At 71.5% G+C, this 23553-nt stretch carries 25 protein-coding genes; 10 read left to right on the forward strand and 15 right to left on the reverse strand.

Annotation, left to right across the window (positions count from 1 at the left end):
* Positions 1–146: 146 nt before the first annotated feature.
* A complete protein-coding gene (locus tag AB0Q90_RS05755; RefSeq protein ID WP_363159662.1) occupies positions 147–581 on the reverse strand; it encodes a MarR family transcriptional regulator in 435 nt (144 codons plus the stop codon).
* A 107-nt stretch (positions 582–688) separates the two neighbouring features.
* Here AB0Q90_RS05755 and AB0Q90_RS05760 point away from each other — a divergent pair, with 107 nt between their 5' ends.
* Both AB0Q90_RS05760 and AB0Q90_RS05765 read left to right on the forward strand, forming a co-directional pair.
* Entirely contained in the window at positions 689–1699 is a 1011-nt protein-coding gene (locus AB0Q90_RS05760) for an NADP-dependent oxidoreductase (protein WP_363159661.1), read from the forward strand.
* A gap of 95 nt (positions 1700–1794) precedes the next feature.
* Positions 1795–2214, forward strand: coding sequence for an organic hydroperoxide resistance protein (locus AB0Q90_RS05765; RefSeq protein WP_363159660.1), 420 nt, complete (start codon positions 1795–1797; stop codon positions 2212–2214).
* Positions 2215–2269: 55 nt separating this feature from the next.
* Here AB0Q90_RS05765 and AB0Q90_RS05770 read toward each other — a convergent pair whose 3' ends face one another.
* Both AB0Q90_RS05770 and AB0Q90_RS05775 read right to left on the reverse strand, forming a co-directional pair.
* Positions 2270–3421, reverse strand: a complete 1152-nt coding sequence (locus AB0Q90_RS05770; protein WP_363159659.1) for a serine hydrolase domain-containing protein — start codon at positions 3419–3421, stop codon at positions 2270–2272.
* 19 nt (positions 3422–3440) lie between these two features.
* Positions 3441–5978 (reverse strand): M14 family zinc carboxypeptidase, encoded by a 2538-nt coding sequence (locus AB0Q90_RS05775; RefSeq protein WP_363159658.1) that lies wholly within the window; start codon positions 5976–5978, stop codon positions 3441–3443.
* A 165-nt stretch (positions 5979–6143) separates the two neighbouring features.
* On the opposite strand from AB0Q90_RS05775, the gene AB0Q90_RS05780 reads away from it, so the two are divergent.
* Both AB0Q90_RS05780 and AB0Q90_RS05785 read left to right on the forward strand, forming a co-directional pair.
* On the forward strand, positions 6144–7007 hold the full coding sequence (locus AB0Q90_RS05780) for a hypothetical protein (RefSeq protein ID WP_363159657.1): 864 nt from the start codon (positions 6144–6146) through the stop codon (positions 7005–7007).
* A 28-nt stretch (positions 7008–7035) separates the two neighbouring features.
* Complete coding sequence (locus AB0Q90_RS05785) at positions 7036–7824, forward strand: EI24 domain-containing protein (RefSeq protein WP_363159655.1); 789 nt, start codon at positions 7036–7038, stop codon at positions 7822–7824.
* 48 nt (positions 7825–7872) lie between these two features.
* Here AB0Q90_RS05785 and AB0Q90_RS05790 read toward each other — a convergent pair whose 3' ends face one another.
* Positions 7873–8823: a LysR family transcriptional regulator gene (locus AB0Q90_RS05790; RefSeq protein ID WP_363159654.1), complete on the reverse strand. Its 951-nt coding sequence runs from the start codon at positions 8821–8823 to the stop codon at positions 7873–7875.
* Positions 8824–8872: 49 nt separating this feature from the next.
* Here AB0Q90_RS05790 and AB0Q90_RS05795 point away from each other — a divergent pair, with 49 nt between their 5' ends.
* Both AB0Q90_RS05795 and AB0Q90_RS05800 read left to right on the forward strand, forming a co-directional pair.
* Complete coding sequence (locus tag AB0Q90_RS05795) at positions 8873–9679, forward strand: NAD(P)-dependent oxidoreductase (protein ID WP_363159653.1); 807 nt, start codon at positions 8873–8875, stop codon at positions 9677–9679.
* Entirely contained in the window at positions 9676–10068 is a 393-nt protein-coding gene (locus AB0Q90_RS05800) for a RidA family protein (RefSeq protein WP_363159652.1), read from the forward strand. The genes AB0Q90_RS05795 and AB0Q90_RS05800 overlap by 4 nt, the downstream gene beginning before the upstream one ends.
* A 7-nt stretch (positions 10069–10075) precedes the next feature.
* Here AB0Q90_RS05800 and AB0Q90_RS05805 read toward each other — a convergent pair whose 3' ends face one another.
* Both AB0Q90_RS05805 and AB0Q90_RS05810 read right to left on the reverse strand, forming a co-directional pair.
* Complete coding sequence (locus AB0Q90_RS05805; RefSeq protein ID WP_363159651.1) at positions 10076–11044, reverse strand: aldose epimerase family protein; 969 nt, start codon at positions 11042–11044, stop codon at positions 10076–10078.
* A gap of 57 nt (positions 11045–11101) precedes the next feature.
* Positions 11102–12001, reverse strand: coding sequence for an SGNH/GDSL hydrolase family protein (locus AB0Q90_RS05810; protein WP_363159650.1), 900 nt, complete (start codon positions 11999–12001; stop codon positions 11102–11104).
* Positions 12002–12257: 256 nt separating this feature from the next.
* Here AB0Q90_RS05810 and AB0Q90_RS05815 point away from each other — a divergent pair, with 256 nt between their 5' ends.
* On the forward strand, positions 12258–12752 hold the full coding sequence (locus AB0Q90_RS05815) for a DUF3145 domain-containing protein (protein WP_363159649.1): 495 nt from the start codon (positions 12258–12260) through the stop codon (positions 12750–12752).
* Positions 12753–12815: 63 nt separating this feature from the next.
* On the opposite strand, the gene fabF is transcribed toward AB0Q90_RS05815, so the two are convergent.
* The 5 genes from fabF to fasR all read right to left on the reverse strand — a co-directional run bounded on the left by fabF (position 12816) and on the right by fasR (position 17724).
* Complete coding sequence (fabF, locus tag AB0Q90_RS05820) at positions 12816–14087, reverse strand: beta-ketoacyl-ACP synthase II (protein ID WP_363159648.1); 1272 nt, start codon at positions 14085–14087, stop codon at positions 12816–12818.
* Between the two features lie 86 nt (positions 14088–14173).
* The gene (locus tag AB0Q90_RS05825) at positions 14174–14422 is read right to left on the reverse strand and encodes an acyl carrier protein (RefSeq protein WP_007381745.1); all 249 of its coding nucleotides are present in this window, start codon (positions 14420–14422) and stop codon (positions 14174–14176) included.
* A gap of 74 nt (positions 14423–14496) precedes the next feature.
* A complete protein-coding gene (locus AB0Q90_RS05830) occupies positions 14497–15498 on the reverse strand; it encodes a ketoacyl-ACP synthase III (protein WP_363159647.1) in 1002 nt (333 codons plus the stop codon).
* A 16-nt stretch (positions 15499–15514) separates the two neighbouring features.
* Positions 15515–16429: an ACP S-malonyltransferase gene (locus tag AB0Q90_RS05835; protein ID WP_363159645.1), complete on the reverse strand. Its 915-nt coding sequence runs from the start codon at positions 16427–16429 to the stop codon at positions 15515–15517.
* An 89-nt stretch (positions 16430–16518) separates the two neighbouring features.
* Positions 16519–17724, reverse strand: a complete 1206-nt coding sequence (gene fasR / locus AB0Q90_RS05840) for a fatty acid biosynthesis transcriptional regulator FasR (protein WP_363159644.1) — start codon at positions 17722–17724, stop codon at positions 16519–16521.
* Positions 17725–17787: 63 nt separating this feature from the next.
* Between fasR and AB0Q90_RS05845 the strand changes: the two genes are divergently transcribed.
* Positions 17788–18438: a pirin family protein gene (locus AB0Q90_RS05845; RefSeq protein ID WP_363159779.1), complete on the forward strand. Its 651-nt coding sequence runs from the start codon at positions 17788–17790 to the stop codon at positions 18436–18438.
* Here AB0Q90_RS05845 and AB0Q90_RS05850 read toward each other — a convergent pair.
* A complete protein-coding gene (locus AB0Q90_RS05850) occupies positions 18435–19244 on the reverse strand; it encodes a serine hydrolase domain-containing protein (RefSeq protein WP_363159643.1) in 810 nt (269 codons plus the stop codon). The two genes, AB0Q90_RS05845 and AB0Q90_RS05850, sit on opposite strands and share 4 nt — an antisense overlap.
* Before the next feature lie 20 nt (positions 19245–19264).
* Positions 19265–19735 (reverse strand): GNAT family N-acetyltransferase, encoded by a 471-nt coding sequence (locus tag AB0Q90_RS05855; RefSeq protein WP_363159642.1) that lies wholly within the window; start codon positions 19733–19735, stop codon positions 19265–19267.
* Positions 19736–19832: 97 nt separating this feature from the next.
* Between AB0Q90_RS05855 and AB0Q90_RS05860 the strand changes: the two genes are divergently transcribed.
* Both AB0Q90_RS05860 and AB0Q90_RS05865 read left to right on the forward strand, forming a co-directional pair.
* Complete coding sequence (locus AB0Q90_RS05860; protein ID WP_363159641.1) at positions 19833–20297, forward strand: MerR family transcriptional regulator; 465 nt, start codon at positions 19833–19835, stop codon at positions 20295–20297.
* Positions 20294–21310, forward strand: a complete 1017-nt coding sequence (locus AB0Q90_RS05865; RefSeq protein ID WP_363159640.1) for an aldo/keto reductase — start codon at positions 20294–20296, stop codon at positions 21308–21310. Before AB0Q90_RS05860 ends, AB0Q90_RS05865 begins: the two co-directional genes overlap by 4 nt.
* A 58-nt stretch (positions 21311–21368) precedes the next feature.
* Here the strand turns inward: AB0Q90_RS05865 and AB0Q90_RS05870 are convergent, their stop codons facing one another.
* Both AB0Q90_RS05870 and AB0Q90_RS05875 read right to left on the reverse strand, forming a co-directional pair.
* On the reverse strand, positions 21369–22220 hold the full coding sequence (locus tag AB0Q90_RS05870; RefSeq protein ID WP_363159778.1) for a DUF4429 domain-containing protein: 852 nt from the start codon (positions 22218–22220) through the stop codon (positions 21369–21371).
* A gap of 58 nt (positions 22221–22278) precedes the next feature.
* The gene (locus AB0Q90_RS05875) at positions 22279–23496 is read right to left on the reverse strand and encodes an alpha/beta hydrolase (protein ID WP_363159639.1); all 1218 of its coding nucleotides are present in this window, start codon (positions 23494–23496) and stop codon (positions 22279–22281) included.
* Positions 23497–23553: the final 57 nt, after the last annotated feature.

Here is a 23553-nt window from a genome sequence, read left to right on the forward strand (position 1 = left end):
GCCGTTCAGGCCGATGGGGTCCAGGGGCGAAGCCCCTGGTGGGGTGCAGGGGCGAAGCCCCGCGGGCGGGGTCGAAGGGGCGGCAGCCCCTGGAGGACGGGACGGGTAGGGGCGGCGGGGGCGAAAACAGCCCCCCGCACCCCCACCTACGCCTCCAGCATCCGCCGCAGCAAATCCCGCAAAGCCACCCGCTCCGGCTCCGACAACCCCGCCAACGGCTCCCGGGCAAACCGCAGCGACTCCCGCAACCCCCGAGCCACCCGCCGCCCCTCCGCCGTCGCGGCAGCCACCTTCACCCGCCGATCCGCAGGATCCGGCCGCCGCTCCACCAGCCCCCGCGCCTCCAGCCGATCCACGATCCCCGTCACATTCGACGGCTCGCACTTCAGCCTCTGCGCCAGCTTCCGCATCGGCAGCGGTTCCAACGACAGCAGCCCGAGCAACCGCGCCTGCGCCCCCGTCAACGCATGCTCCGCCGCAGCCTCCTCGTACTCCTCGTGGTAGCGCGCCACCACCGAGCCGATGAGGTCGACGACCTCCATCGTCAGGTCGTCGGGACGGGTCTTCTGAGGAGTGGACATACCTCCACCCTACCCCGATTACTTGACAACATGAAATATTTAGGCGCATGGTTGTTTCAGGTACTGAAGTAATCGGGCCTGAAGTAATCCGGAAAGGCAAGGCACCCATGGCATCCCCCACGCTCAACCGCGAGTGGCACCTGCTCACCCGTCCCGTCGGCTGGCCGAAGTCCGAGGACTTCGCCCTGGTGGAGGCCGAGGTCCCGACCCCGGGCGACGGCCAGGTCCTGGTCCGGAACAAGTACCTCTCCGTCGACCCCTACATGCGCGGCCGCATGAGCTCGGCGAAGTCCTACGTCGCCCCCTTCGAGCTCGGCAAGGTCATGCAGGGCGGCGCGGTCGGCGAGGTCATCGCCTCCAACGCCGAGGGCATCAAGGCCGGCGACCACGTCCTGCACTTCTTCGGCTGGCGCGAGTACGCCGCCGTGGACGCGAAGAGCGCCGTCAAGGTCGACCCGAACGCCGCGCCCCTCTCCACGTACCTCGGCGTCCTCGGCATGACCGGCCTCACCGCCTACGCCGGCCTCCTGCGCACCGCCGCCTTCAAGGAGGGCGACTCCGTCTTCGTCTCCGGCGCCGCGGGTGCCGTCGGCAGCCAGGTCGGCCAGATCGCCAAGCTCAAGGGCGCCTCCCGCGTCATCGGCTCGGCCGGCTCGGACGAGAAGGTCAAGCTGCTGGTCGAGGAGTACGGCTTCGACGCCGCCTTCAACTACAAGGCCGGCCCGGTGAGCGAGCAGCTGAAGGAGGCCGCCCCGGACGGCGTCGACGTCTACTTCGACAACGTCGGCGGCGACCACCTGGAGGCCGCCATCGGCCGGCTCAACCAGGGCGGCCGTATCGCGGTCTGCGGAATGATCTCCGTCTACAACAACACCGAGCCCGCCCCCGGCCCGCGGAACCTCGCCCGCCTCATCCAGACCCGCGGCCGTATCGAGGGTCTCCTGGTCGGCGACCACTACGACCTCCAGCCGCAGTTCGTCCAGGAGGTCGGCCCCTGGGTCGCCTCGGGCGCGCTGAAGTACCGCGAGACGGTCGCCGAGGGCATCGAGAACAACCTGGAGGCGTTCCTCGGCGTCCTGCGCGGCGACAACACCGGCAAGATGATCGTCAAGCTGTAAGCTTCACGGACTTTCCGACATGCGGTAACTTCTTTCCGAAACCGTCGCCGATCGTGGGCGCGAGTCGCGACGGACGGAAGAGGAGAAGACACCGCATGGCCATTCAGCAGACCGACGTCCTCTACACGGCCGTCGCCACCGCCGAGAACGGCCGCGACGGCCGGGTCGCCACCGACGACGGCAAGCTCGACGTCGTCGTGAACCCGCCGAAGGAGATGGGCGGCAGCGGCGCCGGCACCAACCCGGAGCAGCTCTTCGCCGCCGGCTACAGCGCCTGCTTCCAGGGCGCCCTCGGCGTCGTGGCCCGCCAGGAGAACGCCGACATCACCGGCTCGACCGTCACCGCGAAGGTCGGCATCGGCAAGAACGAGGACGGCTTCGGCATCATCGTCGAGATCTCGGCGACCATCCCGAACGTCGACGCGGAGACGGCCCAGACCCTGATCAAGAAGGCCCACGAGGTCTGCCCGTACTCGAAGGCGACCCGGGGCAACATCACGGTCACCCTGGCCTGAAACCCGTACGACGGAGGCCGCACCCCTGACCACAGGGGTGCGGCCTCCGCCCGTGTCACACAGCCAGAGCGGCCCTGTGCACCGCCCGCACCAGCCCCACGTTCTCCGGCGCCGCCCCGCCCGGGAAGGCGCACCGTCGCCGGGTGTAGCCGTAGGCCAGCCCGCTGCGCGGATCCGCGAAGCCCTGGGAGCCGCCCGCGCCGCTGTGGCCGAAGGCGCCGGCGCCCAGGAACGGGTACCAGACGTCCGCCGTCGCCTGGAAGCCGAGCCCGAACGCCTTGTGCGTCCGCGCCACCAGGTCGTAGCCGACCGAGTGGATCTGGCCGAACTCGGCGATCGTGTCCGGCTTCAGCAGCGGCGACCTGTCGTCCACCTCGCTGATCGCCGCCGCGTACATCCCGGCGAGCCCGCGCGCGGCGGCCACCCCGCCCGCCGACGCGGGCCCCTTGGCGCGCACCAGCCGGGAGTTGGCGTGGTCCACCAGCTCGCCCGCGTCCGGCACATGCGTGTTGAAGGCGATCGAGGAGAGCGTGTGCGGGCCGGTCGGACTCGCGTCCAGCAGCGCCTGCTGCTCCGGCGTCGGAACCATCGGCAGCACCGAGCGGAAGCGCGGCTCCAGCGCCTCGGGCAGGCCCAGGAAGAAGTCAAGGCCGTACGGGGCGCGGATCCGCTCCTCGTACACCTCCTGGAGGGTGCGGCCGGTGGCCCGGCGCACCACCTCGCCCGTGAGCGCGCCGATGACCAGGGCGTGATAGCCGAAGGCCGTGCCCGGACGCCAGAACGGCCGCTGGTCCGCGAGCCGTTCGGCGATCACCCGGTCGTCGGCCAGCTCCACGGCGGTGAACCCGGAGTCGAGGCCGACCAGACCCGCCCGGTGCGCGAGCAGGTCGCGCAGGGTCAGCGAGCCCTTGCCCTCGGACCCGAACTCGGGCCAGTAGTACGTCACCCTGCGGTCCAGCTCCAGGGTGCCGTCCTGCACCAGCAGGGCGACCACGAGATGGGCGGCGCCCTTGGTCGACGAGAACACGCCGTACAGCGAGTCCGCGTCGGCGCCGTCCCCCGTCCACAGGTCGACGACTCTGCGGCCGTGCACATACGCGCACAACTGCCCCTCGTAGTCCGGCCGTTCGCTCGCCACGAAGGAGGTGAACTCCTCGCGCACCGCTTCGAACCCGTCCGCGACGGTGCCGTGGATCTCCGGCGTCATCCGCTCTCCTCGTTGTCGACTAACCGCTGTGCGCGTGTGCCATGGTGAACAACGCCCGTGCCACCTGGGCGAATTCTCCCTTGGGATGATCCCTGAAGAGCGGCTCGGTGCCGAACAGGACCGCGTGCGCGCCGCTGATCACGGAAGGCTGCCCCGCCGCGTCCGCCGGCCCGCCCGAGCCGTCCTCCGCCGGCCGCCAGTGCCCGGAGACGAGCGGATTCCCGGTGGCGTACGACTGCTCGACCCGCACCCCGGGCCCCAGATCGGTGAACCACACCGGCGCGTAGACGAAGGAGTGGTCCGGGGCGCCGCCGGTGACGACGCCGCCCGTATTGGCCACGCGGACCACGCCGTTGGCGTCCCCGTTGCCCTCGACGGGCTTGGCCGCCAGCAGCCCGGCCGCCGAGCTCACCGACGCACCCATCGCGCCCCGCCCGACGAGACCGTGCCCGGCCAGGAAGGCGTCCAGCGCGGCCCTGGCGGGCGCCGTGAGGCCGCCGTGGTCCAGTCCCGCCGACACGAAGAGCACATCCGCCGTCGACCAGTCGAAGCCCGCGTTCAGCACGGCCGTGGACACCGGAGTGACGTCGAAGTTCATCTCCCGCAGCGCGAACAGCTCACCCGGCGTCACCGCCGCCGCCACCCGCACCCGGCGCAGCTCGGTGCCGCCGGTCAGCCGCGTCGCGTCGAAGGCGACGTCGTACGTCCGGGCCGCGACCGCCGCCTCGGCCCGCGCCGAGCCCGGCACCAGCGCACTGCCGTCCGCCGCCTGCCGTACCGAAATCCCTTGCGCCAGCAGTGAGTTGAGCGCGGCCACCTCGTTCGGGTCGGTCAGTCGCAGCCGCAGGTCGCCGCGCGGGGCGACATGGTCGACGGGCGCGGCCGCCTCGACGGGCCGCAGCGGCAGCCCGGCCAGGCTGCCGCCCGGCACCGACTCCACCGTGGCACCCCACAACCGGCCCAGGCTCCAGCCCGAGATGTCGTACATCACCGACACCTTGTCGCTGATGTCCCGCCCGTCGGCCAGCAGCACGTTCGCCATCCCGCGCTTGGCCTGCCGCAGATCGACGACGTAACTGCCCTGCGCATACGTCTTCCCGCCCAGCCGGAAGGAGTGGCTCGCGCGGCTGACGCGGACGTCGTTGGCGATCAGATGGTCGACGAGCCGCGCCGCGGCGGTGCTGCCGCCGGGGATGACGTAGGCGCGCGGGAAGGTGGTCGTGTAGACGTCCTCGGGCCCGATGCCCGGCACCCCCGGCACGGTCTCCTCCGACACCGGCACCTGCGCCGCGCCTGCGGCCCCGCGCCGGAACACCTCGATCTGGTCGGCGATCAGCGAGGCCCGGCGCTCTTGGACGAAGTCGAGGGTGGCGTTCAGGGCGGCGCCCGCGACGTCCACGTTGATGGCCGACCGGCGCCTCAACTCGGCGACAGGCAGGGTGTCGTAGGCCGTGTTGTTCACCCGCATCGGGATCTCCACCGTGTGCGCGGCGACCGTGCCGTGGAAGGCCGCGTACTGCGGGGTGAAGATCGGCGGCCAGTCGTCCCAGCCCTCCTCCTGGTCCCGGAACGGGATCTGCGCGGGCTCGACGCCGTCCTTCTCGGGCGTGTAGCCGAGGCCGTTGACGGCGTCCTCCATGCCGAGGGCGTTGGCGTAGGTGTTCTTCAGGAAGAGGTCGTACTCGTAGTTCTCGCCGTGCGGGGGAGTGGTGGGCTCTATGAGGGTTCCGTTGACGTACCCGTGCAGGTCGAGCATGACGGCCGGCTGCTTGTCGGTCATGATCTGCCGCATCGCCCGCACCTCGGGCTGCGAGGCGGTGACGAAGTCCCGGTTCATGTCGAAGCCGTTGGCGTTCGCGCGCGTGCCCGCGATACGGCCGTCCGGGTTGGCGGTGATGTTGAAGTACAGGCGGTTGTGGGCGAGCAGGTTCCTGGTCTGCGCGTCGTTCGCCGTGGCGAGCCGCTCGATCAGCTTCAGGGAGGCGTCGGTGCCCTCCCACTCGTTGCCGTGGATGTTGTTGTTGAAGAAGACGGGCGCCTTGTAACTCGCCTTGATCTCGGGGCTCTTGGCGGCCGCCGCGGGCGCGCTCTCGATGAGTTCGCGCATCCGCTCCTGGGCGCGCGCCTGCCGGTCGCTCTCCGGCGCGGTGACGGTCACGAGATACAGGCGGTGCCCGCCGGCCGACCGGCCCGCGATCTCCACGCTCACCCGGTCGCCTAGCCCTTGCAGGGCGTTCAGCTTCGGGGCGATCGCGTGGTACGGGGTGAGCCCCAGCTTGATCGACTTGTCGGCTGGGTTCTCCGGGTCGGGGGCGAGGGTCTGCTCGCGCGGATAGCCGCGGACGGCGTCGGACAGGGTGTCGTCCGCGGCCAGGGCCCGCCGGGCCGCGCTCTCCGGGGCGCGGGCGGCCCGGTCGTCGGGAGCCGCACGCTCCCTGGTCGGCGGCTGCGGATCCGCGCCGGCGGTGTGCGGGGTGAGGAACAGCGACCCCGCCGTGGCGAGGGCGAGGACGACGATCGGAACGGGTCTCGCGGGAACGGTCCTTGTGGTGCGCACGCGTACCTCCTCCGGGGACTTCCTGAGATCGGTACGGCGAGGTGTACCTGTTCGACTCAACTACAACAAGAGGGAGTTCGTGTCACCGATGCCCCGGATGGCGTATGTCGGGCGGCGGGGAGAGGGCATCCTGTGGGTGAGGGTGCCCGAGGCGAGGAGAGCTCCATGGCGACGATCCCTTCGCTCCCCAACAGGGACGACGTACTGCGCATGGCACGCAACACGACGGACATCACCGGCCAGCTCCTGGACACGGCCGGGAACCTCACCAGGATCGCCATCAACACCTTCGACCCCAGGGACGGTTCGGGCGCGGAGGTGCTGCGCGTCCTGCGCCAGACCACGGCGGAACTCGCCGAGGCCAGCGCCTCCCCGCAGGCCCAGGAGGCCTTCTACCGCATCGTCGACACCCTCACCCGCCTCGGCACCAGCGGCGCCCCGCTCGCGGTGCACCCGGTCAGCGAACCGGCCCAGGCCCTGCTGACCGCCCTCGGCGACAGCCTGCTGCCGGTGCTGGACGCGGTGGAGCCGGCGGTGGAGGAGTTCGCGACGGCGCTCGGCGACCTGGTGGAGGCGACGTCTCCGCTGCTGCCGGCCGGCGCGGGCCTGGTCGCGGGCGTCCTGCTCGCCCTCACCCCGTTCCTGCGCTCGGCGGCCGAGGTCCTGCGCGACGGCACCCCCGAACTCCGCCGCATCGCCGACGCGTTGACGGCCGCACTGGCCCCGCTGATGCCCCTCCAGGTGGCCCTGGCCGAGCGGGCGGCGGTCGCCGGCGCCAACGTCGTACGTGCCACCCTGCCCCCGCTGGCCGACCTCACGGAGGCCGCGGCGGCCACCACGAAGGCCGCCCGCCCGGCGCTCATCGCGGGCGAGGAGCTCCTGGTCTCCGGCCTGGAGCGCATCCAGCCCCTGCTCCTGGCCGCCGCCTCGCGCACGGGCCGGATCGCGCGCGCGGCAGCGGTACGGGTGTCGGCGGCGGTGTCGCCGGCGGCGGAGCCGGGAGTGATGGTGGCGGTGGCTCCGGGGTGACCGGATCCCGCTCGATAGAGTGCCTCCCATGCGCGATCTTGGGGTGGGCTTCCGGTTCCTGTTGAGGGGCCAGCGATGGGTGGCCCGGCACGGCAAGCAGTACGAGTTCGGACTGATCCCCGGGCTGATCACACTCGTCCTCTACGCGGCGGCGCTCGTCGCGCTGTCCGCGTGGGGCGACGACTTCGTGGCCTGGGCGACCCCCTTCGCCGACGACTGGTCGAGCCCCTGGCTCGGTCTCTTCCGCGGCTTCCTCACCGTCGTGCTGTTCGCGCTCGCGCTGCTGCTGTCCGTCGTCACCTTCACCGCGGTCACGCTCCTGATCGGCCAGCCCTTCTACGAGAGCCTCTCCGAGAAGGTCGACCGTGACGTGTCCCCGGACGGTACGGCCCCCGAGTCCGGGCTGCCGCTCTGGCGCGAGCTGTGGATCTCGGGCCGCGACAGCCTGCGGATCGTCATCCGGGCCGGAATCTGGGCCGTCCTGCTCTTCGGCCTCGGCTTCATCCCGGTCGTCGGCCAGACCGTCGTCCCGGTCATCGGCTTCCTCGTCACCGGCTTCTTCCTCACCGAGGAGCTGACCGCCGTGGCCATGCAGCGCCGCGGCGTCGAACTCCGTGACCGCCTCACCCTCCTGCGCGCCCGCAGGACCCTCGTCTGGGGCTTCGGCACACCCCTCGCCCTGGCCTTCCTGGTGCCGTTCGTCGCGGTGTTCCTGATGCCGGGCGCGGTCGCCGGCGCCACCCTCCTGGCCCGCGAACTCCTCGACGAGGAGACGCTGGAGGACGGCGCGGACGAGAGTGCGGACGTCAGCGCGTGACCGGCGTACTGCCCGCGATCCTCAGGATCGCCCGCACTCTTCCCTCCGTCACACCCTGCCGACCTGGTCCGCCGCCTCCCGCAACGCCCCCAGGAACGCCCGCCCGGCCGGTGTGAGCGACCGCCCCCGCGCCGTCGCCGCGTACACCGCCCGGGCCGGGGCGCCCTCGTCGAGCACCGGCAGCAGGACGACGTCCTGCCGTACGGACGCCGCGGCCAGCGCCGGGACCAGGGTCACGCCGAGGCCCGCGGCGACGTAGCCCTGCTTGGCGGTCCACTCGCCGACGACGTGCGCCACGCGCGGCCGGAAGCCCTGGCGCAGCGCCGCGTCCAGGAGGGTGCCCTCGGGGCGTGCGCTGCCGGAGATCCAGTCGGCGTCGGCGAGTTGACCGAGCCGCACCGGGCCGCCGCCCGCCAGTTCATGACCGGCGGGGACGGCGACGTACAGCGACTCGTCCAGGAGATGGTGGAGTTCGTACGCCTCCAGCGGGGCGCGGCCCGTCGTCGAGACGACCGCCAGGTCCAGGTGACCGGCGGTCAGCCGGTCCAGCAGGGCGGGCGTGAAGCCCTCCTCGCGGGAGAGCAGGACACGGGGGTGGCGGGCGCGGAACGCGGCGAGCGCCTGCGGCACCAGGGCCGCGTCGGCGGTGGCGAACGCGCCGAAGCGCAGCCGTCCGCCGGCCGCCTCGCGCAGGGCGGCCAGTTCCCGCCCGGCCTCGTGCAGCGTCGCGGCGACGGACTCGGCGTGCGGGACGAGGACCCGGCCGGCCTCGGTCAGCCGCACACCCCTGGGCAGCCGGTCGAACAGCGGGGCGCCGCCGAGCGCCCCCTCCAGCGAGGAGATCTGCCGGGACACCGCGGACTGCGTCCAGCCGAGCGTGCGGGCGGCGACGGTGAAGGAGCCGTGCCGGGCGACCTCCAGGAAGACCCGCAGCCAGACGGTGGAGAGGTCGGGTTCGCCCGCGGACGGTGCGTGATGCGGATTCGGCATGGCAGCCATGCTAGACATTCGCTTGTCGCATCGATGGGCGGGGCCTAGCGTCGTCGGCATGGAGAAGATCGCTTTTCTGGGGCTGGGGCACATGGGTGCCCCGATGGCCCGCCGACTCCTCGCCGCCGGGCACCCGTTGACCGTCTGGAACCGCACGGCGGCGAAGGCCGGTCCGCTGGTCGCCGAGGGCGCGTCGGCCGCCGCCTCACCGGCCGACGCCGTCCGGGGCGCCGACGTCGTGATCACGATGCTCGCCGGGCCGGACGCCCTCGCCGCGGTCGCGGACGAGGCCGTACCCGCCCTGCGTCCCGGCGCCCACTGGATCGAGATGTCGACCGTCGGCCCGGACGCCGTACGGGACCTCGCCGCCCGGCTCGCCACCACCGTGAACCTCGTCGACGCGCCCGTCATGGGCAGCACCGACCGGGCGGCCACCGGTGAACTGCGCATCCTCGCGGGCGGTGACACGGACGCCGTGCGCGAGGTGCTCGCCCGGCTCGGCGAGGTCGTCCCGGCCGGCGGGCTCGGCTCGGGCGCGGCACTGAAGCTCGTCGTCAACGCGGCCGTCATCGGCGGGGTCGCCCTCGTCGCCGAGTCCCTGCGGCTGGCGGACGCGCTCGGCCTCGACGACGCCGTCGCCCGTAGGGCCCTCGCGGACAGCCCGCTCGCCGGCGCCGTTGCCCGCGCCTTCGCCGAGGGCGTCCACTTCGGCACCGGACTCGCCGTGAAGGACCTCGCCCTGGTCGCCGACGCGGCTCAACTGCCCGCGCTGGAAGCCGTGCTGGACCACCTCCGCAAGGCCGATGTCCCGGCCGCCGACATCTCCGTAGCCGCAGACCGCATCCGAGCAGGGAGCACGATATGAAGGTCACCCTCGACAACCCCGCCAACGCCCCGCAGCCGTACAGCCCCGCCTACTCCCAGGTCGCCCGCGTCGAACAGGCCGACGGCAGCGCGCTGTTGTTCGTCTCGGGCCAGATCGCCGAGGGCGACACGCTCGCCGAGCAGAGCCGCGGCATCTTCGCGATCCTCGAAGCCCTCCTCGGGGCGCACGGCGCGACCCTGGCCGACATCATCAACATCCGCACCTACCTGACCGACATCTCGCAGCTCGACGAGTACGGCGCCGTACGCCGCGAGGTGATCACCGGCACCCCGCCCACCAGCATGACCTTCGAGGTGCCGAAGCTGTTCCGGCCGGAGGCGCAGATCGAGATCGAGGTGGTGGCCGCGGTGGGGCCGTCGGCGCTTTGAAACACCGCTAGCGCGTAGCGAACCCGTACACCGTTCGGGAGCGGAACACCTCGCCCGGCCGCAGCACCGTGCTGGGGAACTCCGGGCGGTTGGGGGAGTCGGGGAAGTGCTGGGTCTCCAGGGCGATGCCCTCGCCCGGCGCGAACGGCTCCGCCAAGTGGTCGGCGGTGTACAGCTGGAGGCCCGGTTCGGTGGTCGCGACCGTCAGCACCCGCCCGGACGAGGGGTCGTACAGCTCGGCGACCTCGACCGGGTCCTCGCTCACGCCCTTGTCGAGCACGAAGTTGTGGTCGTACCCGGCGCCGACCTTGCGCGCCGCACGGAAGTCGAAGCGGGTCCCCTCGACGGCCTCGACGCCGGTCGGGATCAGATCCGCGTCGACGGGCGTGAACCGCGAGGCGTCCAGCCGCAGTTCGTGGCCGCCCGCGTTCCCCGCCCCCGACAGGTTGAAGTAGCTGTGGTTCGTCAGGTTCAGCACTGTCGGCGCGTCCGTGACGGCCTCGTAGGCGATCCCCAGCGCGCCGGACGCGTCCAGCGTGTACGTCGCCGAGACCTCCAGACGGCCCGGGAAGCCCTCCTCGCCGTGCGGAGCGACCCGCGACAGGCGCACGCCGTGCTCGACCGGCTCCGCGTCCCACACGCGCTTGTCGAAGCCGCGCTCGCCGCCGTGCAGACAGTTGGGGCCGTTGTTCCGCGCGAGCGCGTACGTCCGGTCGTCCAGCGGGAAGCGGCCGCCCGCGATCCGGTTGGCGAACCGGCCGACCAGGGCGCCGAGGTACGGCTCCGGATGCGCGGGGTAGCCGGCGAGCTCCGCGAACCCCAGCACCACGTTCCCGGCGACGCCCTCACGGTCCGGGACCTCCACCGACTGCACGATCCCGCCGTACGTCAGGACCCGCACCCGCACGCCCGCCCGCTCCAGGGTCCAGCGGTGCACCGGGGTGCCATCGGAAAGTGTTCCGAAGAGTTCGTTCATGCGCGAAAACGTGTGCGAAATCATGGGCGAACCCTAAGTCACCCGGTCCTCGCCCAGTCACCCCGTCTTCGCCGTGACCGTCCGGTAGGCGATCTCGGCCAGCCGCGCCTGCCCGTCCACACTCGGATGGAACCAGTCCCAGTGACTGAGCTGCTCCGTGCCGAAGCGGTACGAGTGGACCGCGCCTCCGTCGAACCGGCACCGCTTGTCCTTCGCGCAGACCTCCTTCAGGACGTCGTTGTAGTCCTCCACCCGCTTCTGCACCGTGTCCCGGCGCAGGGTGGCGGCCGAGTCCAGGGCGTCCGCGTCACCGAGCATCGACGGGCAGATGCCCAGCTTCCACACCTGCTTGCCCAGCGGATTGGTCCGCCCCTGCGACCACAGCCGCTTCAGGTTCGGCACGCTCGCCACATACACCTGCGCCTTGGGCAGTGCCTCGCGCAGCGTGCTCATCGCGTCCTCGAACTGGGTGCGGAAGTCGGCCACCGAGGTCATCGCCGAGGTGGTGTCCCGGCAGGCGTCGTTCGCCCCGGCCATCACGGCCACCAGCTCCGGCCTGCGCGTCGCCGCCTGTGCCATCTGCCCGGCCAGGTCCGCCATCCGCGCCCCGGTCACCGCGTAGTTCCAGCTGTGCTGCCCCGCCTTCGCCTCGCCCAGCAGCCGTACGGCGAGACTGTCCACCTCCTCGCTGCTGCCCGTCGCCCACGACACCTCGGGGCAGTCCGACAGCACCGAGCAGGCGTCGAAGCCGCGGGTGATGGAGTCGCCCACGGCCGCGACCGACTCCGGGCTGCGGTCCCAGACCGGCGTCGGTCTCGGCGACGGCTTCACGCTCACCGCGTCCGTCCCGGACGGACCCGGTGCATTGCCGCCGACGGCGTCACAACCGGTGACGCCCAGGACGGCCGCGGACAGGACAGCGACAACGGCCGGTGAGCGGTGGCTTGGCTTCCGCATCCGCAGCTGATCCCCTCGGTCGTCGAACAGAACTCCCCCTCCATGACAACGTGCGGGAGTTCCCGACCGCGCGCGATGCAACGCTTCCGACCCGTACAGGCGTCCTGCCGGGTGAATGGCGGGCGTTTCACGGCACCGGGACCGACGGTACGTCACACTCCTTGCGCCGCCGCACGGTAGCCTCGCCATCAACGTGGCTGCCCGGCCACGGCCGTCCGCCAGTTCGCAAGATGTCCCGCTCTGCCCGGAGGTCCCGGTGACGACACGTGGAGTTCTGTACGTGCACTCCGCGCCGCGCGCGCTGTGCCCGCACGTCGAGTGGGCCGTCGCCGGGGTGCTCGGCACGCGCGTCAACCTCGACTGGATCCGGCAGCCCGCCGCCCCTGGCACCTGGCGCTCGGAGTTCTCCTGGCAGGGCGAGGCCGGCACGGCCTCCAAACTCGCCTCGGCCCTGCGCGGCTGGCACCTGCTGCGCTTCGAGGTGACCGCCGAGCCCTGCGCCACCGCCGAGGGCGAGCGCTACAGCTGCACCCCCGACCTCGGCATCTTCCATGCCGTCACCGGCATCCACGGCGACATCCTGATCCCGGAGGACCGGCTGCGCGCCGCCCTGACCCGCTCCCAGCGCGGCGAGACCGACCTGGAGGCGGAGATCGCCAAGCTCCTCGGCAAGCCCTGGGACGACGAACTGGAGCCGTTCCGGTACGCGGGCGAGGGCGCCCCGGTGCGCTGGCTGCACCAGGTGGTCTGACCGACACGTGAAGGGGCCCCCACCTTGATGGTGGGGGCCCCTTCACGTACGTACAGGCGCTTCTCAGACCGTGCGGAACGCCAGGACCACGTTGTGGCCGCCGAAGCCGAACGAGTCGTTCAGCGCGGCGATGCGGCCCTCGACGGGCAGCTTGCGCGCCTCACCGCGGACGACGTCGGCGTTGGCCTCGGCCTCCGGGTCGATGTTCTCGACGTTGATGGTCGGCGGAGCAACCCGGTGGTACAGCGCGAGCACGGTCGCGACCGTCTCGACACCACCGGCGCCACCGAGCAGATGCCCGGTCATGGACTTCGTCGCGGACACCGCGAAGTGGTCGGTGTCCTCGCCGAACACCTTCCGCAGCGCCTTCAGTTCGGCGATGTCACCGGCCGGCGTGGAGGTCGCATGCGCGTTCACGTGCATGATCTCCGACGGGTCCAGGTCGGTGCGGTCCAGCAGGTTCTGCAGGGCGTGCGCGATACCGCGGCCCTCCGGCTCCGGCTGCACGATGTCGTGGCCGTCGGCGGAGATGCCCTGGCCGACCGCCTCGGCGTACACCCGGGCACCGCGCTTCGCGGCGTGCTCGGCGGACTCCAGGACGATCACGCCGGCGCCCTCGCCGAGGACGAAGCCGTCACGGCCGACGTCGTACGGACGGGACGCGCCCTGCGGGTCGTCGTTGTTCTTGGACATCGCCATCATGTTGCCGAACGCGGCGATGGGCAGCGGGTGGATCGCCGCCTCCGTGCCACCGGCGACGACGATGTCGGCGCGGCCGGTACGGATCATCTCGATGGCGTAGCCGATGGCCTCGGCACCCGACGCACAGGCGGAGACCGGCGTGTGCACGCCCGCACGGGCGCCCACGGCCAGACCCACGTTCGCGGAGGGGCTGTTCGGCATCAGCATGGGGACGGTGTGCGGGGAGACGCGGCGAACGCCCTTCTCCTTGAGCACGTCGTACTGGTCGAGGAGGGTCGTCACGCCGCCGATGCCGGAGGCGATGACGGCACCGAGCCGGTCCGGGTCGACGTTTGGGTCTTCTCCGGCCTTCGCCTCGAAACCGGCGTCCTTCCACGCCTCCTGAGCCGCGATCAGCGCGAACTGCGCCGAGCGGTCCAGACGGCGGGCCTGCGGACGCGGGATCACCTCGGTCGGCTCAACGGCGACCGGTGCGGCGATGCGGACCGCCTGCTCGGCGGCCCAGTCCTGCTCCAGGGGCTTGACGCCGGAACGTCCGGCGACGAGGCCCTCCCAGGTAGAGGCCGCGTCGCCACCCAGCGGTGTGGTTGCGCCGATACCGGTGACGACCACAGTGCGATTGGTCGAGCTCACGGGAATTCTTTCTCCAACGGGATACGAGGATTCAGCGGCGCCACCGCCGGGTGGCGGGGCCGGGCACGTCCGGCCTAAGTGGAAACTCAGGCCTGGTGCTTGAGGATGTAGTCGGTAGCGTCGCCGACCGTCTTGAGGTTCTTGACGTCGTCGTCCGGGATCTTGACGTCGAAGCGCTCTTCGGCGGCGACGACGACCTCGACCATGGACAGGGAGTCGACGTCCAGATCGTCGGTGAAGGACTTGTCCAGCTGGACGTCCTCGACCGGGATGCCGGCGATCTCGTTCACGATGTCGGCGAGACCGGCGACGATCTCTTCCTGAGTGGCGGCCATGTCAGGCGCTCCTTCGTAGTAATCCAGAGGGTTTGGCTGGCCCGCGTCGGATCCGGGGATCCGGCACGGTGTGCCTAGGGGAGGGTAACGACCGTGGCGGCGTAAACGAGACCCGCCCCGAAGCCGATGACGAGCGCGGTGTCGCCGCTCTTCGCCTCACCGGTCGCCAGAAGCCGCTCCATCGCGAGCGGAATCGAGGCGGCCGAGGTGTTGCCGGTGGTGCGCACATCGCGAGCGACCGTGACGTGCTCCGGCAGTTTCAGCGTCTTCACCATCGAGTCGATGATCCGCTCGTTGGCCTGGTGGGGAATGAAGACGTCCAGCTCGTCCGGGGTGATTCCGGCCGCGTCCAGCGCCTGCTGGGCGACCTTCGCCATCTCGAACACGGCCCAGCGGAACACCGCCTGGCCCTCCTGCGTGATCGCAGGGAACTTGTCGACCGTGCCCTCGCGGTAGTCCGTCCACGGCACGGTCTGCTTGATGGTCTCGGACTTGTCGCCCTCGGAGCCCCACACGGTCGGGCCGATCGCGGGCTCGGGGGACGGACCGACCACGACCGCGCCGGCGCCGTCGCCGAACAGGAAGGCCGTCGCCCGGTCCTCCAGGTCGGTCAGGTCGCTCAGCCGCTCCACGCCGATGACGAGGACGTACTCCGCGCTGCCCTCGACGATCATGCCCTTGGCGAGGGTGAGGCCGTAGCCGAAGCCCGCGCAGCCGGCCGAGATGTCGAAGGCGGCGGCCTTGTTCGTGCCCAGCTTGTCGGCGATCTCGGTGGCCACGGCCGGCGTCTGCTTGAAGTGCGAGACGGTCGAGACGATCACACCGCCGATCTGCTCGGCGGAGATCCCGGCGTCGGCGATCGCCTTGCCGGACGCCTCGATCGACATCGCGGCGACGGTCTCCTCGGCGGAGGCCCAGTGCCGGGTCTCGATGCCGGAGCGCGAGCGGATCCACTCGTCGGACGAGTCGATCGTCTCCAGGATCACCTCGTTGGGCACCACCCGGGTCGGACGGTAGCCGCCGACACCGAGGATGCGCGCGTACGGGTGGCCCTTGCTGGGCTTCAGCTTCGCCATGCTCCAGGGCTCCTTGTCAGGCACTGTGCTCTGCGATGAGCTCGCGAGCCGCGTCGAGGTCGTCGGGGGTCTTCAGGGCCAGCGTCTTGACGCCGGGCAGCGCACGCTTGGCGAGGCCGGTCAGGGTGCCGCCGGGGCACACCTCCAGCAGGGCGGTGACGCCGAGCTCCTTGAAGGTCTCCATGCACAGGTCCCAGCGGACCGGGTTGGCGACCTGGCCGACCAGCCGGTCGAGCACCTCGGTGCCGGTGGCCACGGCCTTGCCGTCCTTGTTGGAGACGTAGGCGACCGTGGGGTCGGCGGGCGTGAGCGCCTCGGCGGCCTCGGCCAGCTTCTCGACGGCGGGGGCCATGTGGTGCGTGTGGAAGGCGCCCGCGACCTTCAGGGGCACGACCTTGCGTACGCCCTCGGGCTTGTCCTCGTTCAGCGCGGCGAGCTGCTCCAGCGTGCCCGCGGCGACGATCTGACCGGCGCCGTTGATGTTCGCCGGGGTCAGACCGAGCTTCTCCAGGTGCGCGACCGAGGTCTCCGGGTCGCCGCCGAGCAGCGCCGACATACCGGTCTCGGTGATCGCGGCGGCCTCGGCCATGGCCAGACCGCGCCTGCGTACGAGGGTCAGCGCGGCGGTGTCGTCCAGGACGCCCGCGAAGGCGGCGGCGGTGATCTCACCGACGCTGTGGCCCGCGACGGCACCGGGTGCCACGTCACCGAGTGCCGCGGCCGAGAGGATCCCGGCGGCGACCAGCAGCGGCTGCGCCACCGAGGTGTCGCGGATTTCGTCCGCGTCGGCCTTGGTGCCGTAGTGGGCGAGGTCCAGTCCGATGGCGTCCGACCACGCGGTGACGCGGTCAGCGGCACCGGGCAGGTCGAGCCAAGGAGTCAGGAAGCCGGGCGTCTGGGCGCCCTGGCCGGGAGCGACGAGTACGAGCACTCTCACACTCTCTCTTGTGGACGGCCACGGCCGCCCGTGGGGACAGGGACGAAGAACACGAGGGGGTTTTGTGGGCCCCCGACAAAACCCTACGGCTGGAGATCCCCGTCGACCAGACGCCCCAGGATCAGCGCGATCCGCAGCGTGAACGCGGAGCGTACATCGGACGGCGACCAGCCGGTGACGTCAGTCACACGTCGGAGCCGGTAGCGCACGGTGTTGGGATGCACGAAGAGCATGCGGGCCGCGCCTTCGAGACTGCTCGCCTGTTCGAGATAGACGGACAGCGTCTCCAGAAGCGCCGAGCCGGCTTCCTCCAGCGGTCTGTAGATCTCCTCCACCAACTGCTCGCGCGCACTGGGATCCCCGGCGATCGCGCGCTCCGGAAGCAGATCGTCCGCCAGGACCGGCCGCGGGGCGTCCTGCCAGGCAGAACACGCCTTCAGGCCCGCCGCGGCGGCCTGCGCGGACCGGGTCGCGGCCAGCAGGTCGGGCACGATCGGACCGGCCACCACGGGCCCGGCGGCATAGGGCCCGATCAGCGACTTGGCCACGGCGAGCGGGTTGTCGCTGCCGCCCGCGATGACGACGAGCCGGTCCCCGAGCACCCCGGTGAGCACCTGGAGCTTGGCATGCCGGGCGGCCCGCCGGATGGCCTCGACGGTCAACTCGGAGTCACCGTCCGGAGCGGTCCCGAGGACCACGCAGACATGTTCGGGCGAGTTCCACCCGAGGGCGGCGGCCCGGCTGACCGCGCCCTCGTCGGCCTCCCCGCTGAGCACGGCGTTGACCACCAGCGACTCCAGCCGCGCGTCCCAGGCACCGCGTGCCTCGGCGGCCTGGGCGTAGACCTGGGCGGTGGCGAAGGCGATCTCACGGGCGTAGACGAGCAGCGCCTCGCGCAGCACGGACTCGTCGCCGGGAGCCGCCACCTCGTCGATGGCGGATTCCATGACCTCGATGGTGGTCCGCACCATCTCGACGGTCTGCCGGAGCGTGATGGCCCGGGTCAGCTCGCGCGGAGCGGTCCCGAAGACATCGGTGGAGATGGCCTGCGGGGCATCGGGATGCCGGAACCACTCGGTGAAGGCGGCGATACCGGCCTGGGCCACAAGACCGATCCAGGAACGGTTCTCCGGGGGCATGGCCCGGTACCACGGCAGCGTCTCGTCCATGCGCGCGATGGCCTGCGCGGCGAGGCTGCCGGAGGACTTCTCCAGCCGCTTCAGGGTCGCGGAGTGCGGGTGGGCGTTACGCGCTGGGGCTCCGGCATGGCCGGTTTCGGGTTCGGGCACGGGGACAAGACTGCCTTATCCGGACGGGAGCGTGCGCCGTCGGGGTCTACGGTGGGATCCGTGATGGACGTACGGCGCGCCGACGAGCGCTACCCAGGGGGCGACGCGGCGGCGGGAATCGACTCCCGGCACGCCTTTTCCTTCGGCCCCCACTACGACCCCGACAATCTCCGCTTCGGCGCGATGATCGCCTGCAACGAGGAGTGCCTCGCCCCCGGCGCCGGCTTCGACGAGCATCCGCACAGCCACACGGAGATCGTGACGTGGGTGGTGGAGGGCGAACTCACCCACCGCGACTCCACGGGCCACGAGACGGTCGTCCGCCCCGGCGACGTCCAGCGCCTGAGCTCGGCGGCAGGCGTCCGCCACGTGGAGCGCAACGACGCGACGGTCCCCCTCACCTTCGTCCAGACCTGGCTGGCCCCCCTGACCCCCGGCGGCGACCCCGCCTACGAAACCGTCCACGGCATCGCCGACTCCACGCCGTACGCAATCCCGGAGGCGGGCGCGATGCTGCACGTACGACGCCTTGCGGCGGGGGAGCGGACGGCGGTGCCGGACGGGCGGTACGTCTACGTCCATGTCGTACGCGGCGAAGTGCAGCTGGGCCCCGAACAGCTGGGCCCCGGCGACGCGGCCCGGCTCACGGACACAAAGGACCTGGAGGCGGTGGGGGTCACGGAGACGGAGCTGCTGATGTGGGAGATGGCTTAGAGCTCCGCCAGCACCGCATCCGTGAACGCCGGCCACGCCTCGACCGCCCAGGGCCCGAACGCCCGGTCCGTCAGGGCGACGCACGCCACCGAGGCATCCGGGTCGATCCACAGGAACGTCCCCGACTGCCCGAAGTGGCCGAAGGTGCGCGGCGAGGACGAAGCGCCCGTCCAGTGCGGGGACTTGCCGTTGCGGATCTCGAAGCCGAGCCCCCAGTCGTTGGGGTTCTGGTGGCCGTAGCCCGGCAGGACGCCCTTCGTCCCCGGGTACTGGACCGTCATCGCCTCCGCCACCGTCCGCGGGTCCAGCAGCCGCGGCGCCTGCACCTCCGCCGCGAACCGCAGCAGATCGGCCACCGAGGACACCCCGTCCTTGGCCGGTGAGCCCTCAAGCGACGTGGACGTCATGCCCAGCGGCTCCAGCACCGCCTGCCGCAGATACTCCGCGAACGGCATGTCCGCGGCCTTGGCGATGTGATCCCCGAGCTGCTCGAACCCGGCGTTGGAGTACAGCCGCCGCTCCCCGGCCGGTGCCGTTACCCGGTGCTCGTCGAAGGCCAGCCCCGAGGTGTGCGCGAGGAGATGGCGGACGGTGGCCCCGGCCGGCCCCGCCGGCTCGTCGAGCTCGATCGCCCCCTCCTCGTACGCGACGAGCGCGGCGTAGGCCGCGAGCGGCTTGGTGACCGAGGCGAGCGGGAAGCGGTGGCCGACCGGACCGTGGGTACCGAGGACCGTGCCGTCGGCTCGTACGACGCCCGCCGCGGCGGTGGGGACCGGCCAGTTCTCGATCAACGCGAGGCTGTTCATGCCCCCGAGCCTAAAGGTGCTCAGAGCGCCAGCCGCATGAAGGGGTCGGGCGTACGCGCGAAGCCCAGTGAGGCGTACAGCGGCTCGGCGTCGGCGGAGGCCGTGAGGTCGACCTGGCCGACGCCCTGTTCGCGGAACCACTCCAGCAGCGACTCCATACAGGCGCGCGCATGGCCCCGGCGGCGCGCGTCCGGGTCGGTGGCCACGCTGAAGACGTATCCGCACAGGCCGCGCGGGTTGGCCGGCTTGCCGATCCGGTACTCCACCGTCCCCACGACCAGCGCGGCGAGGGCGTCCGGCCGGTCCGGGTGGTCGACGACGAACGCGGCGAGATCCCCGTCCGGCTCGGCCAGCCGTGCCCGCAGGCCCACCAGGCCGGCCGGGTGCCAGTCCGTGGACGTGTCGGCTCCGGGTATCGAATCGATCATCACCTGGCGCAGCCGGAGCACTTCGGCGGCGTCCTCGGCCGTGGCGCGACGTACGAGACTCATGTCCCGCACGCTAGCCACGGCGATCACTTCATGTCCCGTGGTTTTCTCACCTGTTCCGCTTGCTTGGAGTGCACTCCAAGGCCATAGCGTTGAGGTCATGACGGTGACGGAGACCACGGGTACCAGGACCGACACCTGCGCCGGACCGCCCCAGCCCGACCGGCGGCCGGACGGCCAGGACAGCTACACGATCAGCGAGGTTGCCGCATTCACCGGCCTGAGCGCGCACACCCTGCGCTGGTACGAGCGCATCGGCCTGATGCCGCACATCGACCGCTCGCACACCGGCCAGCGCCGCTACAGCAACCGCGACCTCGACTGGCTCGACCTCGTCGGCAAGCTGCGGCTCACCGGCATGCCGGTCGCCGACATGGTGCGGTACGCCGAACTGGTGCGCGAAGGAGACCACACCTACGGCGAGCGCTACGAACTGCTGGAGACGACCCGCCGGGACGTCCTGGCCCGGATCGCGGAGCTCCAGGACACGCTCGCCGTGCTCGACCGCAAGATCGCTTTCTACGGTGACGCCGGGCACGCCCTGGCGTCGGAGAGGCCCCGATGACCGACAACGGCAGGATCCGGACGGCACGACTGGGCGAGGGCGGCCCCGAGGTGGGCGTACAGGGCCTCGGCTGCATGGGCATGAGCTTCGCCTACGGCCCCTCGGACGCCAAGGAGTCCCGGGCGACGCTGGAGCGGGCCCTGGAACTGGGCGTCACGCTGTACGACACCGCGGACGCCTACGGCGCGGGCGAGAACGAGCGCTTCCTCTCGCCGTTCTTCAAGCAGCACCGGGACGAGCTCGTGATCGCCACGAAGTTCGCGCTCGCGATCCACCCCGACGACCCGACCAAGCGGATCATCCGCAACGATGCGCCCTACATCCGCGCCTGCGTCGAGGCGAGCCTGAAGCGCCTGGACGTCGACGTGATCGACCTCTACTACATGCACCGCCGGGACGTGAAGATCCCCATCGAGGAGAGCGTCGGTGTCATGGCCGACCTGGTCCGCGAGGGCAAGGTGAAGCAGCTGGGTCTGAGCGAGGTCACGGCAGGGGAACTGCGTGCCGCGCACTCCGTGCACCCCATCGCGGCCGTGCAGTCGGAGTGGTCGCTGTTCAGCCGCGACATCGAGGCGCACGTGGTGCCGGCCGCCCGTGAACTGGGCGTGACGCTCGTGCCGTACTCGCCGCTCGGCCGTGGCTTCCTCACCGGCTCCTTCGCGAAGGCCGAGGACCTGACGTCCGACGACTTCCGCCGTCAGCAGCCCCGGTTCACCGGCGAGAACGCGGCGGCCAACGCGGCCCTGCTGGAGCCGATCCGCACGGTCGCCGACGCCCACGGCGTCTCCCTCGGCCAGATCGCCCTGGCCTGGGCCCAGCAGCAGGCCACGGTCCACGCCCTCCCGGTGGTCCCGATCCCGGGCACCCGCAAGCCGGGCCGCGTGGAGGAGAACACGGCGGCCACCCGGATCGAACTGACGGAGGATCAACTGGCCCTGCTGGAACCGATCGCCCAGAAGGTGGCGGGGGACCGGTACGCGGACATGACGTTCACTTCCGCCGGACGGGAGTAGAGCTACCCAGGGACGCGGGGAACTGCGCGACCAGCCCCCACCGGCGGAAAGCCGAGATCTACAACTCCGCCAGCAACTCGGCCTTCTTGGAGGAGAACTCCTCATCGGTCACCAGCCCGGCCTGGTGCAACTCCCCGAGATGACGAATCCGTTCGGCGATGTCCGCAGGATCCCGGCGCGGCGCAGCCGCAGCCGGGACAGCGGTCCCCGCGGAGCGAACCGCCGCCAGTACGGCCGCGGCGAACGGCAGTGACTCGTGCACCGGCCCGTATCCCAGCCCGAACACCACGGCCGCCGGATCCTGGTCGGCCTGTGCGACCGGCGGAGCGTCCCGCCGTACCAGCCGTAGATGCCCCTCGAAGACCTCGGGCGACCGCCACTCGACCCCGCTCAGGTCACCCACCGCGAAGGACTGGTCCCCGGCCTTCCACTTCGCCGACGACGCGCCCGTCCAGAACCACCGGAAGTGCACGGTCCGCCCGTCGAAGGACGCCTTGCCGTCGTAGGCCTTGAACTGCAACGGCACCTCGGGCGCCGGCACAAGGAATCGCTCCGCCGGCCCGGACTGCGTCAGCTTCGCGCGCAGTTCGTCGGCGTAGTACTCCGCGAGCGTCTCCCGGTCGGCAGGCAGCACCAGCCGATACGGGTCGCAGTGCTCCTTCAGCTGCCCCGCGGCCGCCTCCATCAGCGGATCGGCGCCCGCGCGCGGCTCGACCCGCAGCACCACGGTCCCGCGTTTGCCGGGCGTGAGCGTCACCGTGGAGATCGCCGCCAGCGGGAGACGGCGTTCCCCCAGCGCCTGATGGAGCTTAGGTGTTCGAATCCCCCGTTCGTAACGGATGAGCACGGAGTCGGACTCGAACTCCCAGGCGGCATGAAATCCGGCCAGTACGTCACCCATGCGGCTCATCGTATGCGGCACGAGTTCCTCCGTCGCCTCCCTGCGCAGCCCGCGCTTCTTCTGGTCTCTACGCGCGTCCGGCCGTCGCGGTGCCGGACAAACCCTCCCGGCAGGCTTCGTCATCGCCCGCGCAGTGCACCGAGCGGTACGCGCCAACCCCGATTTCCGCGAAGTTCAGCAGACTGTCCGTGCCCGGCACGAAGTAGCCGGCGTGCCCCTCCGCGTCCCGCGCCGACAGCACGCGCGCCCCGAACTCGGACGACATCGGGTCGGCCCCGTGCCCCAGTCCGCCCAGCTCCAGGTACGGCACGTCCTGGATCCAGTCGTCCGCGTCCCGCATCGCCCACACCTGGGCCGAGGTCTCCAGGTGCGAGGCCTTGGCGACCCGCATGCCGGGGCTGCCCGCCACCGCTATGTCGGCGACCCGGCCCGGCAGGGTGTGCGCGGCGACCCCGCAGACCACCGAGCCGTAGCTGTGGCAGAACAGCGAGACGGGCGAGCTGCCGGGCAGCGCGCGCACCAGCGCGTTCAGGCGGACGGCGCCGGCCTCGGCGCGCATGGCGGTGGCCGAGTCTAGGCCGAGGCCGCCGGGCGCGGTGTAGTCGGCCCAGGCGATCACGGCGGTACGCGTGGTCGGGCTCACCGTGCGCTCCGCCGTGTACAGGGCCTCCGCCATGCCGACGGGCGCCGAGTACTTGCGGTTCGTGCGCTGGAAGGTGAGGACGTCGGTGTCGACGCCGGGGACGACGATCGAGACCCGCTGGGCCTTGTCCAGGTCCCCGAACACCTCGGCGACCCGCCCCGAGCCCTCCGGGTCGAAGGCCAGCACGTTCCGGTCCGGGCTCATCAGCGACTCGTAGCGGTGCATACGGCGCCCCGCCTCCTGCTGCCCCTCGGGGGTGAGCCGGCTGTCGTGCATGCGTTTCAGTTCGACCTTGCGGGCCTGCCCCAGCGCGATGCGGTTGGCTTCGTAGCGCAGCTCGACCGGGGCGCCGTTCATGTTGCCGACCGCGAGCGGGTAGCGGTGCGCCAGGGAGGCGCGCTGCTGCGCGGTGAGCGAGGCGAAGAACCGGGCCAGGAGGGCAGGGCCGGCGTCCGGGTCGGGCAGTGCGTGACCGGCGATACGGCCGTGCTCCCAGGAGGACAGCGAGGCCTGGAGCGCCGGGGTCGTCCGCTGGTTGCGCAGGGCGGTCCAGCCGGTGGTCGCGAGCATCACGAACACCACGGCCAGCGCGAGCAGTGCGCGCCAGACGTTCAGTTGGGGGGAGGTGTCGAAGGAAGTCACTGGGAGGACACACTAGGAGAACGAACGAGTCTCGCGTTAACCGAGTGACGCGTATCA

The sequence above is a fragment of the Streptomyces sp. NPDC079141 genome (genome assembly GCF_040686775.1).
Lineage (GTDB): Bacteria > Actinomycetota > Actinomycetes > Streptomycetales > Streptomycetaceae > Streptomyces.

Bases quoted from the DNA above. Each gene is read 5' to 3' on its own strand.
- AB0Q90_RS05870 (WP_363159778.1), bottom strand. From the start codon at position 22,220: ATGAGCCGCATGGGTGACGTACTGGCCGGATTTCATGCCGCCTGGGAG.
- AB0Q90_RS05785 (WP_363159655.1), top strand. From the start codon at position 7,036: ATGCGCGATCTTGGGGTGGGCTTCCGGTTCCTGTTGAGGGGCCAGCGA.
- AB0Q90_RS05865 (WP_363159640.1), top strand. From the start codon at position 20,294: ATGACCGACAACGGCAGGATCCGGACGGCACGACTGGGCGAGGGCGGC.
- AB0Q90_RS05850 (WP_363159643.1), bottom strand. From the start codon at position 19,244: ATGAACAGCCTCGCGTTGATCGAGAACTGGCCGGTCCCCACCGCCGCG.
- AB0Q90_RS05760 (WP_363159661.1), top strand. From the start codon at position 689: ATGGCATCCCCCACGCTCAACCGCGAGTGGCACCTGCTCACCCGTCCC.
- AB0Q90_RS05825 (WP_007381745.1), bottom strand. From the start codon at position 14,422: ATGGCCGCCACTCAGGAAGAGATCGTCGCCGGTCTCGCCGACATCGTG.
- AB0Q90_RS05790 (WP_363159654.1), bottom strand. From the start codon at position 8,823: ATGGCTGCCATGCCGAATCCGCATCACGCACCGTCCGCGGGCGAACCC.
- AB0Q90_RS05765 (WP_363159660.1), top strand. From the start codon at position 1,795: ATGGCCATTCAGCAGACCGACGTCCTCTACACGGCCGTCGCCACCGCC.
- AB0Q90_RS05780 (WP_363159657.1), top strand. From the start codon at position 6,144: ATGGCGACGATCCCTTCGCTCCCCAACAGGGACGACGTACTGCGCATG.
- AB0Q90_RS05845 (WP_363159779.1), top strand. From the start codon at position 17,788: ATGGACGTACGGCGCGCCGACGAGCGCTACCCAGGGGGCGACGCGGCG.
- AB0Q90_RS05830 (WP_363159647.1), bottom strand. From the start codon at position 15,498: ATGGCGAAGCTGAAGCCCAGCAAGGGCCACCCGTACGCGCGCATCCTC.
- AB0Q90_RS05770 (WP_363159659.1), bottom strand. From the start codon at position 3,421: ATGACGCCGGAGATCCACGGCACCGTCGCGGACGGGTTCGAAGCGGTG.
- AB0Q90_RS05755 (WP_363159662.1), bottom strand. From the start codon at position 581: ATGTCCACTCCTCAGAAGACCCGTCCCGACGACCTGACGATGGAGGTC.
- AB0Q90_RS05800 (WP_363159652.1), top strand. From the start codon at position 9,676: ATGAAGGTCACCCTCGACAACCCCGCCAACGCCCCGCAGCCGTACAGC.
- AB0Q90_RS05810 (WP_363159650.1), bottom strand. From the start codon at position 12,001: ATGCGGAAGCCAAGCCACCGCTCACCGGCCGTTGTCGCTGTCCTGTCC.
- AB0Q90_RS05860 (WP_363159641.1), top strand. From the start codon at position 19,833: ATGACGGTGACGGAGACCACGGGTACCAGGACCGACACCTGCGCCGGA.
- AB0Q90_RS05855 (WP_363159642.1), bottom strand. From the start codon at position 19,735: ATGAGTCTCGTACGTCGCGCCACGGCCGAGGACGCCGCCGAAGTGCTC.
- AB0Q90_RS05795 (WP_363159653.1), top strand. From the start codon at position 8,873: ATGGAGAAGATCGCTTTTCTGGGGCTGGGGCACATGGGTGCCCCGATG.
- AB0Q90_RS05805 (WP_363159651.1), bottom strand. From the start codon at position 11,044: ATGAACGAACTCTTCGGAACACTTTCCGATGGCACCCCGGTGCACCGC.